Here is a 12,179-nt window from a genome sequence, read left to right as displayed (position 1 = left end):
GAGGCTTGTACTGCCCACATGTGCTGCAGCGCTGACAGGATCGTCAGCCGATGGACGTCGCAGCACCTAGCCGACAAGGATCGTTATGAAAGCCAATGCATGGCGCAAGCCGCTTGCTGCACCACCTGCGGGTGTTTATCCCTTTGCCCGATTGTCTCTTCAGCACGGATTTCCCTCCCTCGCCGACTTCGAGATCCTCACGAACAACGAGGGCACGCCGGTAGCTGTCATAGCGCGACGGGAGTTTCCCCGAATCAGCCGAATCTGTCGGGTTTCAGGGCATTTGCTGACTTATCGCTGCCGACATACCCGGCAACTCGCGCCCGGCGTACATGCCTACGATCCGAACTTCTGCGGATTGCTGTGGCATTCCTGCGACCCCAATGTCTACCTCGATTTCAGCGATCTGTGTTTATGGGCGCTGAAGGACATTCAGAAAGGCGACCGGCTGACAATGGATTACACCGTCAGCGAAGACAAACTGCTGCGTCAGTTCGCGTGTCGCTGTGGCTCACACAACTGCCGGGGCTGGATCACCGGCCACGATGAACCGCCGAACGCCGACGGCCAGCGTTTTCTACAACACTGGCGTCGGCCGTAGGAGCGAAGCTTGCGCGCGAAGGCGGACTCAGCACGCTCAGCGCCTACAAGCTTTACAACGGCTCGAACGGACGCAAACGGTACTGCGGCGGCAATTGTTCGAAGCCGCTGATGGTGGTGTTCAAGCTTTTCCAGCGACCGTCCTTGATGCCGTAGATGCAGCCATGAATCGACAGGCTCTGCCCGCGATGCCAGGCGTTTTGCACGATGCTGGTGTGGCCGACGTTAGCCACTTGCTGGATCACGTTGAGTTCGCAAAGGCGGTCGACCCGCTCTTCTTCTGTGGCCAACAGGGCGAGCTCTTCGCGTTTTTCGTAATAAAGATCGCGAATCGACCGCAGCCAGCCATCGATCAGGCCGAACTGGCGATCCTGCATCGAGGCGCGCACACCGCCGCAGCCATAGTGGCCGGTGACGAGGATATGTTTGACCTTGAGCACGTCGACCGCGTACTGAATCACTGACAGGCAGTTGAGGTCAGTGTGCAGCACCACGTTGGCCACGTTGCGGTGTACGAACAGGTCGCCCGGCAACATGCCGACGATTTCGTTGGCCGGCACCCGCGCATCGGAACAGCCGATCCACAAGTACTCCGGCGTCTGTTGGCGCGCCAGCTTGGCGAAGAAGTCCGGATCTTCCTTGGTGATCGCGTCAGCCCAACGTTCGTTGTTATCAATCAGGTCTTGTAAGTCGTGCATGCTGGGAAGCCTCAAGAATGATTCGCTGCTTTGACAGACAACCGCCCGTCGGGGTCACCAAAGGATCGCAGGTGTTTTCGTTGGAATTCTCGTGTGCCCGGTGGGTCCACTGTAGTAAGGCCTACAGTATGAGGCCTACAGCATGAGGAATGGCCATGACTGATTCACGACGCCCATACGATGCGGTGCAACCGGAGCCCATCGATGATAACGAAGACCGCATGGGTTCGGTGCATGAGCTGGATTTCGACGACGAACTGCCCGGCGCAAAAATCGGCGATGAGCTGCCCAAGCGTGAACGCAAACAATTGATGCCGCGTGAGCGTGTTCGTAAAGCGGGCATGACCGGTGGCTCAACGGCTGACCATGAATCCACTGACGACGATATGAGCCCTGAAACCCTGATCCGTGAGGATGGTGCACGGGATGCCCATGAAGCCGGTGCGGACAGTCGGGCTGATTGGGACTTGAGCATTGTCGATGAAGAGGATATCGGAGGCGGCAAGGGGCTGGATGAAGCGGAACTGGCGCAGCGCGATCCGCTCGATAAAAAACGTTAATCTTCAGAGCCTGACAGATCGCCTTCGCGAGCAAGCCCGCTCCCACAAAGGCTTGGGTTGCTCACAGTATTTGTGTACTCATCACAATCCCTGTGGGAGCGAGCCTGCTCGCGAAGCTTTCAAGCTCAGTCGACCAAGGTGCAGGCCATGACCACCGCATCTTCGCGCCCACCCACCGCCGGGTAGTAATCCCGTCGCCGGCCGATCTCATTAAAGCCATAGCGCTCATACAGCTTGAACGCTGCGGTATTGCTGTCGCGCACTTCCAGGAAACACTCCCGGGCATCGGCCTTATAGGCAATCGACATCAAATGCTCCAACAGCGTCAGACCCAGGCCACGGCCCTGATTTTCCGGTTTCACGGTGATGTTCAGCAGATGTGCTTCATCGAGAATAATCTGAACCACGCCGTGGCCAACCTGCTGCTGACCTTCAAACATCAACCAGATCTGGTACTTGCCCAGGCCATCGAGAAAAATTCCGCGGGTCCAGGGATGGCTATAGGCGGCGTATTCGATTTTCAGTACGGTTTCCAGGTCCGCCTCGGTCATCGGGCGGAACGATACAGCGTCACTCATTCGATTCTTTCCAGCGCGCCATCAGCCGACGCATGGCTTGCCAGACATCAGCTTTACGCTGTGGCTCTTCCATTAATAATTCCAGGCCCGGCAAGGCCCAGACCGAACCCAGGCCTTCGACCTGGAGTTCGCGATTAAACGATTCGGCATTCGCCTCACCGGCAAAACGCACCGCCGGCAGGCCGATCAGCCACAGGCAGACGCACGGCGCATCCTCCAGCCGGGCCGAGAGAAATCCCTGCACGAAGTCGCGGGCGGCTTCCGGACCTTGATCCATGGTGCCTCGGACCAGCAGCGGCCAGCGCACCGGCTCGCCGACAATCTGCGGGCTGTCCGGCAGACCGGCGGCGCGCAACATGTCCTTGAGCAGTAAATAAGCGGGGTCGCGGGTCTGGAAGGCTTCGCCTGTGGGTAACTCCACCAGCACCAGGCAACGCCCGGCGCGCAGCAATTGCAGGGCAAAACGCGGGGGTGGCACCGGTGCGACCCTGGCGACGACCGGTGCCTCTTCGGCCTCATCCGCCGGTTTGGCGCCGGTGCGGGTGCTTGCCAGCGATGGCCGCGGCACTTCGACCTTCACACGCTCGGCCGGTTTGGCCACCGGTTGTACGGGCGCATCGACTACTGCCGCCGGCGCTATCGGGGTGGCGACCAATGGCTCAGGCGGCTCCAGCAGCTCGGGCCGCGACGGCGCAGCAAAGGGCAATTCGGTGCGCGGCAGCCAGTTGACTACCTGCATGGCGCTCAGATAGGCGCGGCGACGGGACTCGATAAGCAAAGGTCAGCCACTTGTGGATAACTAAAGTGCGGAGATTCTACCGCCCTTCGCTCAAGATCGCCCGCAGTTGATCGATAGACTTGACCTGAATAAAAGCGACAGCCCGTCCCGAGAGTGAATCGCATCCTGCGTGATGCAGTACAATCGCGGCTTTTAATCGCCAACCAGCCGGCCATTCCGATGATCGAACCCAAGCGCGTCTTGCGCGCCCTCGCTGAACACTGGGCACTTCTGGAGCCTCTGTGCGAGCACTTCGACCAAGGCACCCTGAGCCTCAACGAATTGCGTTCACAGTTGGCCGCCCAGCAACTGGACAGTACGCCACAGGACATCACCAGCCTGCTGGACGTGTGGATTCGCCTCGACATTCTGGTTCCCGTGGCGAAAAGCCCGAACCGTTTCGAGCTCAATGCGCAGATTCACGACTTCCTCGCCTATCTGCGCCGTGAACACCGCTTGGGCCTGTGCCTGGAAATCGAAGCCTACCTGCGCCATCTCGAGCGCCTGGCCGGTTACATCCAGGACGCCTTCGACATCCGCGACGGCAACGATCTGGCCCGCCAGTTGCGCCTGCTGGACATGCGCGTACGTGACGTACTGAAAAAACTCGACAATGACGAACAGGCGCTGGTGGCCGTGGCCGAACGGGCCAAGACCAGCGACCGGCAGATCCCCTTGCGCCAGCGTTACGCTGAAGTGTTGGCGACCTGGGATGAATACGTCGAACCGATGATTGACCTGGTCAACGCCGACGGCGCCTTCGAGCAAGGCGTGCGCAAGGTCGAAACGGTTCTGCTGAAGATGCTCAGCGAACAACAGCGCCTCGGCCATCTGGTCGACGACGACATGCTGTTGCGCACCCACGCGCGCATCCTTGAAATGCAGACCAGCGCCCAACTGACCCTGCGTCACGCCCGCGAACTGTTGCTGCCGCTGCGTGAAGAAGCGCGCCGCCACAATGCGGTGACCCGTGGTGCGGCGCTGGCGCTGTCGATGATTCGTCGCAAGGGCATCGATGCCGTGCCACAAGCGGCAATGCCCATGTTCACCCGGCCGCAAAGCACCTTTCTTGGCAGCGCCAGTCAGGTCGAGGCCTACGTTTACGCCCTGGCCCGTTTCGAACCGAAACCGGCGCGTTTCCCCAAGGCCCACAAGACCCAGAAAGGCGAAGCCCCGCGCGCGCCACGCACGGTTCGGGAGATGCTCGACCGTTGCGAAAACGCCCTGCCGATGCCAGACCTGATGACCTGGCTGCTGGAGCAGGAGCCGGACGGCGCCACCGACGAGTTGCTGTACTGGTTCTCGCGCCTGTCCCGGGAAAAACGCTTCAAGCGCGAGCGCCTGGAACGTCGCGACTACTTCACACACGAGCACCAGGTCAGCCTGCGCTCCTTCGCCCTGCTCTCGGCCGGTCCTGATACCACCGAGAATTCTGCGAGCACACCACATGCATCTTGATCTATCCGAACTGTCCCAGCTGGCGCCGATCTTTCGCGAGCTGTTCAAGGGTTACCACGTCAGCCGCCGTGATCCGGAGCTGTACGCACAGTTGTCGAACTTTCAGGACCAATACCGCACGTTGTTCAAAGCCTTGGGCTTTGAACTGGTATGCGACACCCGTGGTTTCTACTACTTCGTGCCGGACCTCGCCGCCGCCGCGGTGAACAAGACCGCCCAGCGCCTGGCGCTGTTCACTTTCATCCTGGTCGAGCACCTGGCTGACCAGGGTCGCGACCCGATCTCCGTGCTCGACGGCGGCAGCCTCGGCCGCGATGAGTTGCCGTCATTGCTGGAAAAGTACCGCGACCTGTTTATCCAGGCTGAAGTGCAGACCCAGGATGAGCTGGAAGAAAAGATCATGCGCCGCATGACCCAGCTCGGTTTTGCCAGCGAGGAAAATGGCATCTACCGCTTCCTGCCGCCGATGCACCGCTTCCTCGATGTCTGCCTGTCGGTTCAGCAGGACCGCGACCTCGCCGCCAGCCTGCACAGCGTATTGCCGCTACCGGCGCCCGTGCTGATCGACGAGGACAGTGACGAAAAACTGCTGGAAACCGACGACCCGCTGGATCTCAGTGAATTTGAAGGTGAAAGCGAAGAAGACGCCCTGGCCCGTGCCATTGCCGAAGAACAGGAGCTCGACGCATGAGCAAGGAACGCTACGGCATCCGCCGCTTTGCCCTATTGAACACCGCCGGCTACAGCCTCGGCCTGTTTCCGCTGGAAGAGCCGCTGTCGGTCTACGGCGCAAACAACCTCGGTAAATCCGCGTCGATCAACGCGCTGCAATTCCCGATCCTGGCGCGCATGTCGGACATGAGTTTCGGCAAGTACAGCCTGGAACAATCCCGGCGTTTCTACTTCGCCTCGGACACCAGCTACATCCTGGTAGAGGTCTCGCTGCCCCACGGTCCGCACGTGATCGGCGTGGTCGGTCGCGGCCCCGGCGGCGGCTTCGGTCACCAGTTCTTTGCCTACGCCGGCAAACTGGACCTGGCCCATTACCAGAAAAACGACACCTGCCTGCGCCAGAAAGAGTTGTTCACCAACCTCGAGCGCGAAGGCCTGAAAGCCTATGAACTGAAGCCGGACGAACTGCGCCGTCTGCTGGTCGGTGGTCACACCTCCATTCCGCTGGATTTGACGCTGATCCCGCTGCGCTCCACCAGCGAACAGAGCCTGAAGACCTTCCGGGCGTTGTTCATCAACCTGCTGCACATGCGCGAGATCACCGCAGCCAAACTCAAGCAGTTGTTCCTCGATGCCTTTGAGCACAGCCTGCGTTCCGGTAGCGTCGATTACATCGCCGCGTGCGAAGAAGCCTTCCGTGACGTACGACGCATGGAGCAGGACTACAACTCGCTGGTCGCTGCCGGCCCGTTGGTCGAAGCACTGGCCAACGGCGTGAAGCAGCGTGACGTGCTGCGCGGCAAGCTGCATCGCCTGTCGCCGCTGCTCGACTCGTTGCTCGGCACTTGGTCGGACTACGCCAGTGCACGCAAGGAAGAGCTGACCATTCAGGCCGAACACTACCGTCGCGAGCAGGACGACCTGCAAAACGACCAGCGTGGCGGCACCCAGGAACTGATGCGCCTGGAGCGGGAAATCACCGGCATTCAGCGCTGGCTCGGCGAGTTGTCGGTGCTCAAGCATCGTTTCGCCCTGGTCGATGACGTCAAGGTGCTGGAGCAACAACTGCTTGCCGCCAAGGACGCCCACGATGAACTGGCCGGCGCACTGGCCCAGTCGCGCCAGTTCAGCGCAGAAGACCTCGAAGAGCGCCTGCGGGACTTGGAAAAACGCCTGAAGTCGGTCAAGCAGCAACTCGATCACGCCGACAACAACAGCTATGCCCGATTGCGCGAAGAGTTCTCGCAGCAAGACGTCGAGCGCCTGATGCGCCTGTTCAACAGCGCCCTGTTCAGCCTGCCCCTGGGCGAACACGGTATTGCGCTGGACGACAACGGCGACTGGGTCAAATCCGTGGAGCTGATTCTCGACGGCTTCAAGGGCGAGCGCTTCGAAGTGCCGGGCCTGTCCATCGACCTCTCGCACATTGAGCCACCGGCCCTGCAAGCCCTGGCTGATCGTGCGGCATTGCGTGACCAGAAAGAGCGCCTGGACAAAGAACTCAAGCAACTGAAAACCCAACAGGCCGTGGCCGCCGACCGTGCCGCGAGCAAGACCCAGACAGAAGCCCTCTACCAGCAGGTGCTGGATGCTCAAAAGGCGCTGGAAGATTTCCGTCGCACACAAACATTGAGCGCCGAGGAAGGCGACAAGCTGGAACAGCTGGCGCAGATGGAAGCCGCACAGGAAGAGTTGAAGCGCTCCAGCGATGCGTTCACCGAGCGCGTCCAGCAACTGTCGGCCAAGCTGCAACTGGTTGGCCGGCAGATCGCGGACATGGAAGCCAAGCAGCGTACCCTCGATGACGCCCTGCGCCGCCGTCAACTGCTGCCGGCGGACCTGCCGTTCGGCACGCCGTTCATGGACCCGGTCGACGACTCCATGGACAACCTGCTGCCGCTGCTCAACGACTATCAGGACAGTTGGCAAGGCCTGCTGCGTGCCGACGGCCAGATCGAAGCGCTGTACGCTCAGGTGCGCCTTAAGGGCGTGGCCAAGTTCGACAGCGAAGACGATATGGAGCGTCGCCTGCAACTGTTGATCAACGCTTACGCACACCGCACCGATGAAGCCCTGACCCTGGGCAAGGCCCGTCGCGCGGCTGTGACCGACATCGCCCGGACCCTGCGCAACATCCGCAGCGACTACGACAGCCTCGAACACCAACTGGCGCTGTTCAACCGCGAGATCAACAAGCGTCAGGTGTCCAACCTGCAGAGTTTCCGCATCGTCCTTGCACCGAACAAGGAAGCGCTCAAGCATATCGACCAGATCATCCACAGCGCCGGCCAGTACGAAGAAGGCGAGACGCTGTCGGTGTTCGACCTGAGTCAGAGCGCGGAGCAGGACAACAAGAATGAAGAGGCCAAGGAATACCTGGCGCGACTGGTGGCCGCCAACCACAACCAGCTCGGCCTCAAAGACTTGTTCGAACTGGCGTTCGAGATCACCAAGGTCAACGGTCAGCCGGTGATCCATACCGACATCGATGGCGCGGCGTCCAACGGCACCACCATGACCATCAAGGCACTGACCAACATGTACTTGTTGCTGCACGTGATGGATCGCGACCTGGCCGGGCGTGTGCGCTTGCCGTACTACCTCGACGAGGCGGCGGACATCGACGAGAAGAACCAGGCAGCCCTTCTGGAAACCAGCCTCCAACTGGGCTTCGTGCCGATCCTGGCCAGTGTGAAGCCGCAAGTCTGCGCCAGTGTCGCCATCGACCTGGAAGGCGGCAGCGGCCCGGCCGGGATCTACATCGACGAAGCAGACTGGAAGTACATTCGTCGTCACGACCAGGTGAAAGCGACGGTCAATGTCGAAGCGGACGAACCGGAGCTGGATGCGGTTTGATTGGCTTTAGTTGATGGCAACAAAAAGGCCGCGATCCAATAGGGATCGCGGCCTTTTTTGTGGGCATTCTTTCAGGGGTGCGGTGAACTTCAGGGGCTCTTCGCAGGCAAGCCAGCTTCCACAGGGTTCCAGGTTGATCACAAGACTGTGATTCACCCAGATCACTGTGGGAGCTGGCTTGCCAGCGAAGGCGTCGCCACAGACAGCCTCAATGTCCGGCTATTTACCCAGGGAGATCTTCGGCGCCCAGGTCAGCCATTCCTCTTCAAACTTGTCGAACAACGGGAACGTCTGCTCCGGCCGTGCCGCACTGCCCATGCGATCGCCGTCCGGTGTGGCAAACGCTACGCCGCCCTGAATCATGGTTTCCAGCGATTCGGTACGCATCGTCGCGCCCTTGAACAGGCCGACATCAAAGTCAAAACCACTGGTGTTCCAGAAGCGGGTACCGCTACGCACCAGGGGCGCATATTTCGGTTCGATCAAAATGCGGATCAACACCCGGTCCGCGGTCTGGCCCAGCTCATATCCCGTCACCTTACCCACGGTGATTTCGCGGTAGGTTACCGGCACCCCGGCCTTCAGCGAGCCCCGGCGGGGAGCGCTCAAGACCAGGCTCAACCCGGCTTCCTGTTTTGCAGCTTCTGGCGGATTGACCAGGGCGATAAAGTTCTTCTGCGGACCCAGATTCTTCGGTGCGGGCTGCACTTCGATGTATTGCCCGGTCACCAACGTCTCAAGGTTCGACGTCTTGATCAGCCCCAACTCCGGCTTGACCACCCAGAACTCGCTGCCGACCCGCGCAATACGCTCAGGCACTTCAGTGATGCGTGCCGTCAGCAATACCGATTGCAAGTCATCGCTGAGGTCCACGTTTTCAATCTTGCCGACATCCAGCCCCTTGAAGCGAATCGGCGTCCCGGCGCGCAATCCATCGGCGCGGTCAACCTTGATCGTGATCATCGCGCCCTTTTGTGTGGCATCTTCATGGCTGGCGAACAACCGGAAACGAGGAATGCGCTTTTGCAAGGGTGCCTTGGCCTCTGGTGTCTCGAAAGCAATGCCACCCGCCATCAGGCTTTGCAACGACTCACTCTTGACTTGAATCCCGCCGGTCAGCCCACCTGTCAGCGTGATGCCGCTGGCGTTCCAGAACCGTGTCGAGGCGTTGACCAGGTTTTCGTATTCCTTCTCGATGTGAACACCGATTACCAATTGGTTTCTCTTGCGCGAAAACTGATAGCTCTGAACCGAACCCACCTTGACCTGCTTGTAGAGAACCGGGCTGCCAACCTCCAGTGAACCGAGGTTTTCGGTAAACAACACCAAGTGCAGTCCCGGCGAGCGCAGATCCAGCGGCGGCGCCTTGGGCCGTGCCACGAATTCCCGTTGCGGCGCTGCGCCTTTGTCTCCGGGACGCACGGCGATGTAGTTACCTTTGACCAGCGCCTCAAGGCCCGTAATGCCGGCAAGGGAGATCGAAGGTTTGACCACCCAGAACTGGGTGCCCTCGACCAGGTAGTCTTCGGCCAGCGGGTCCAGCGTCAACTCCGCGCTGGCGGCGGACAGATCCGGGTCAATCTTGAGCGCCTTGAGCGTACCCACCTGGATACCTTTGTACATCACCGGCGTGCGACCGGCCTGCAAGCCTTCGAAATCACTGAGCTTGACCTTGACCTTGATCCCGGCGGCGGCCGCATCGAAGTCTTCGTAAAGACGGAACGGCAGGCTCGGGTCGGTGGGCGGGCTGTCCTTGCGGTTTTCCGGCGTGGCGAACGCAATCCCCCCGGCAACGATACTCGCCAGGGATTCACTGCGGACTTTCACGCCAGACAGATTGGCATCGATGCTGATGCCGCTGGCGTTCCAGAAACGCGTGTGCTTGCGCACGAGTTTGGCGTAGGTCGGCTCGATGAACACCTTGAGCTCAACGGTGCTTTGGTCCTCGGACAGCACGTAGCTCTTGATCTGGCCAACCTTGATTTGCTTGTAGAACACCGGGCTGCCACGGTTGAGCGAACCCAGTCGATCGGCCTTGATCGTCAGATGCAGGCCAGGCTGGGCGTCGGACAGTGGAGGTTCTTGAGCGAGCGCCTTGAACTTGCGGGTAGGCTCGCCTTCGCCCGGACTGATCGCCACGTAGTTGCCCGAGACCAGCGTCTCCAGCCCCGTGATACCGGCCAGGCTCACGCTCGGCTTGACCAACCAGAAACGCGTGCTGGTGCGCAGGTACTGCTCCACATCCTTGTTCATTTCGATGGTCGCAATCACACCTTTGGAGGCGCCTTCGTCATCCAGCTTGAGCGCCTTCACCTTGCCAACCGACATGCCTTTGTAGACCACTTCGGTCTTGTTGGCCTGAATGCCTTCGCCGCTTTCGAAGCGCACCTGAATTTCGATGCCGGTCTCGTTGTACGCACGCCAGCCAAGCCAGCCGCCGATGATCAACGCGATCAGGGGCAACACCCAAATGGCAGACCAGTTCGAGGCCGGTCGGGTTTTCGCTACAGGCAAATCAGTCATGGTCGTCGTCCGACTCCGTGTTATCCCAAATCAGTCGGGGATCGAAAGTTACTGCGGCAAGCATTGTCAGAATCACCACACTGGCAAACGCAATGGCACCAAGATCGGCTTCGACACTGGCAAGTCGTCCAAAATTCACGACCGCCACCAGGATGGCGATCACAAAGATGTCGAGCATCGACCAACGGCCGATGAACTCGATAAAGCGGTACATCCAGATGCGCTGCCGGGCCGAGAGTGGCTGGCGACGTTGCACGGAATACAACAACAGTGCGATGCCTACCAGTTTGAAGGTGGGCACCAGGATACTGGCGATGAACACCACGGCCGCGATGGGAAACATGCCGTGCTGAACCAGCTGAATCACTCCGGACATAATGGTGCTCGGATCACCTTTGCCCAGGGAACTCACCGTCATGATCGGCAGCACATTAGCCGGTATGTAGAGAATCGCCGCGGTGATCAGCAACGCCCAGGTCCGTATCAGACTGTTTGGGCGGCGAGCATGGACCAGTGCCCCACAGCGAGTGCAGACCTGCTCGTCGGTATCGGCTTCCTGCCTGTTCAACTCATGGCATTCCGTGCAAATCAGAATGCCCGCATCAATCGCCCGCATGGACATCCTCTCCTGATAATGCCTGCCAGATCTGGTGAGGCGACATCACAACCTCCAGCAATACCTGAACCAATAACAACCCTATGAAGCAGGCAAGCCCGAGACCTACGGTCATGGCGGCCATATCTGCCAGTTTGACGATCGCTACCAGCACGCCCATGAGGTAAACCTCAAGCATCCCCCAGTCTCGTAAATGGTGATAAATACGGTAGAGCAGCAAGCCGTAGCTGCGTCCAATATCAAAACGGATACTCAGCAGGACGACGAGTTGGCAGAGCAGTTTGAGCAGCGGGATGCCCATGCTGCACAGGAACACAATCACGGAAACGCTTTGCATGTCCGAATTGAAAAGACCGACAACACCGCTCCAGACAGTATCCTGCGATGACTGACCGAGTAAGTTGAGCTGCATGATGGGCAAAAAGTTCGCCGGCACATACAACAAGAGTGCCGCTATCACTAAGGCGAGACTGCGCTGCACGACGTTGTATCGATGGGCATAGAGCTCGTAACCGCAACGCGGACATAAAGCTTTCTCGCCATGGGCGAGTTCAGGCTTGCTCATCAGCAAGTCGCACTCATGACACGCCACCAAATCATCCAGTGGTAATTCTGACAGCCCTGAGGTGTCAACCGGATCTGGCATAAAGGCTCTGGCTCCGAAAAAGTTGGACCTATTCTAGTGTCCTGAATCGAAAATAACTGTGCAAATTTGTCCTTAGCTACATCGTGCTTTTCTAGCGCGCAAAACAAAACCCCTACCTGCATACGCAGATAGGGGTTTCGGAATTTAATCTTGACGATGACCTACTCTCACATGGGGAAACCCCACACTACCAT

General features: G+C 59.5%; 11 protein-coding genes. 5 read left to right on the top strand and 6 right to left on the bottom strand.

Annotated elements, in window-relative coordinates:
• Positions 1 to 85: 85 nt before the first annotated feature.
• The gene (locus BJ917_RS21110) at positions 86 to 601 is read left to right on the top strand and encodes an SET domain-containing protein-lysine N-methyltransferase (protein WP_121104407.1); all 516 of its coding nucleotides are present in this window, start codon (positions 86 to 88) and stop codon (positions 599 to 601) included.
• Positions 602 to 653: 52 nt separating this feature from the next.
• On the opposite strand, the gene can is transcribed toward BJ917_RS21110, so the two are convergent.
• A complete protein-coding gene (gene can, locus BJ917_RS21105) occupies positions 654 to 1,298 on the bottom strand; it encodes a carbonate dehydratase (RefSeq protein WP_096509071.1) in 645 nt (214 codons plus the stop codon).
• Positions 1,299 to 1,453: 155 nt separating this feature from the next.
• On the opposite strand from can, the gene BJ917_RS21100 reads away from it, so the two are divergent.
• Positions 1,454 to 1,858, top strand: a complete 405-nt coding sequence (locus BJ917_RS21100) for a serine kinase/phosphatase (RefSeq protein ID WP_121104405.1) — start codon at positions 1,454 to 1,456, stop codon at positions 1,856 to 1,858.
• A 125-nt stretch (positions 1,859 to 1,983) separates the two neighbouring features.
• Here BJ917_RS21100 and rimI read toward each other — a convergent pair whose 3' ends face one another.
• Together rimI and BJ917_RS21090 are read right to left on the bottom strand one after the other, a co-directional pair.
• Positions 1,984 to 2,436: a ribosomal protein S18-alanine N-acetyltransferase gene (rimI, locus tag BJ917_RS21095; protein WP_007978046.1), complete on the bottom strand. Its 453-nt coding sequence runs from the start codon at positions 2,434 to 2,436 to the stop codon at positions 1,984 to 1,986.
• On the bottom strand, positions 2,429 to 3,175 hold the full coding sequence (locus tag BJ917_RS21090; protein ID WP_121104403.1) for an energy transducer TonB: 747 nt from the start codon (positions 3,173 to 3,175) through the stop codon (positions 2,429 to 2,431). The genes rimI and BJ917_RS21090 overlap by 8 nt, the downstream gene beginning before the upstream one ends.
• 219 nt (positions 3,176 to 3,394) lie before the next feature.
• Here BJ917_RS21090 and mksB point away from each other — a divergent pair, with 219 nt between their 5' ends.
• Genes mksB through mksF form a run of 3 tightly spaced genes read left to right on the top strand, consistent with a single transcriptional unit; the run spans position 3,395 to position 8,200 of the window.
• The gene (mksB, locus tag BJ917_RS21085) at positions 3,395 to 4,672 is read left to right on the top strand and encodes an Mks condensin complex protein MksB (RefSeq protein WP_172901563.1); all 1,278 of its coding nucleotides are present in this window, start codon (positions 3,395 to 3,397) and stop codon (positions 4,670 to 4,672) included.
• Positions 4,662 to 5,363 carry an Mks condensin complex protein MksE gene (gene mksE / locus BJ917_RS21080; RefSeq protein ID WP_121104401.1) on the top strand — a complete coding sequence of 234 codons (702 nt, stop codon included), beginning with the start codon at positions 4,662 to 4,664 and terminating at the stop codon, positions 5,361 to 5,363. Before mksB ends, mksE begins: the two co-directional genes overlap by 11 nt.
• Positions 5,360 to 8,200: an Mks condensin complex protein MksF gene (mksF, locus tag BJ917_RS21075; RefSeq protein WP_121104399.1), complete on the top strand. Its 2,841-nt coding sequence runs from the start codon at positions 5,360 to 5,362 to the stop codon at positions 8,198 to 8,200. The genes mksE and mksF overlap by 4 nt, the downstream gene beginning before the upstream one ends.
• Before the next feature lie 219 nt (positions 8,201 to 8,419).
• Here mksF and BJ917_RS21070 read toward each other — a convergent pair whose 3' ends face one another.
• From BJ917_RS21070 to BJ917_RS21060, 3 genes are read right to left on the bottom strand one after another with little or no spacing between them, the layout of a single operon-like run.
• Positions 8,420 to 10,723, bottom strand: coding sequence for a PqiB family protein (locus tag BJ917_RS21070; protein WP_121104397.1), 2,304 nt, complete (start codon positions 10,721 to 10,723; stop codon positions 8,420 to 8,422).
• Positions 10,716 to 11,339 carry a paraquat-inducible protein A gene (locus tag BJ917_RS21065; RefSeq protein WP_096515193.1) on the bottom strand — a complete coding sequence of 208 codons (624 nt, stop codon included), beginning with the start codon at positions 11,337 to 11,339 and terminating at the stop codon, positions 10,716 to 10,718. Before BJ917_RS21065 ends, BJ917_RS21070 begins: the two co-directional genes overlap by 8 nt.
• Positions 11,326 to 11,985 (bottom strand): paraquat-inducible protein A, encoded by a 660-nt coding sequence (locus tag BJ917_RS21060; RefSeq protein WP_121104395.1) that lies wholly within the window; start codon positions 11,983 to 11,985, stop codon positions 11,326 to 11,328. Before BJ917_RS21060 ends, BJ917_RS21065 begins: the two co-directional genes overlap by 14 nt.
• Positions 11,986 to 12,179 lie beyond the last annotated feature (194 nt).

The organism is Pseudomonas sp. WPR_5_2, from assembly GCF_003634475.1.
In the GTDB taxonomy this organism is placed as follows: domain Bacteria; phylum Pseudomonadota; class Gammaproteobacteria; order Pseudomonadales; family Pseudomonadaceae; genus Aquipseudomonas; species Aquipseudomonas izuensis.
This window is presented reverse-complemented; position numbering and strand designations above follow the sequence as displayed.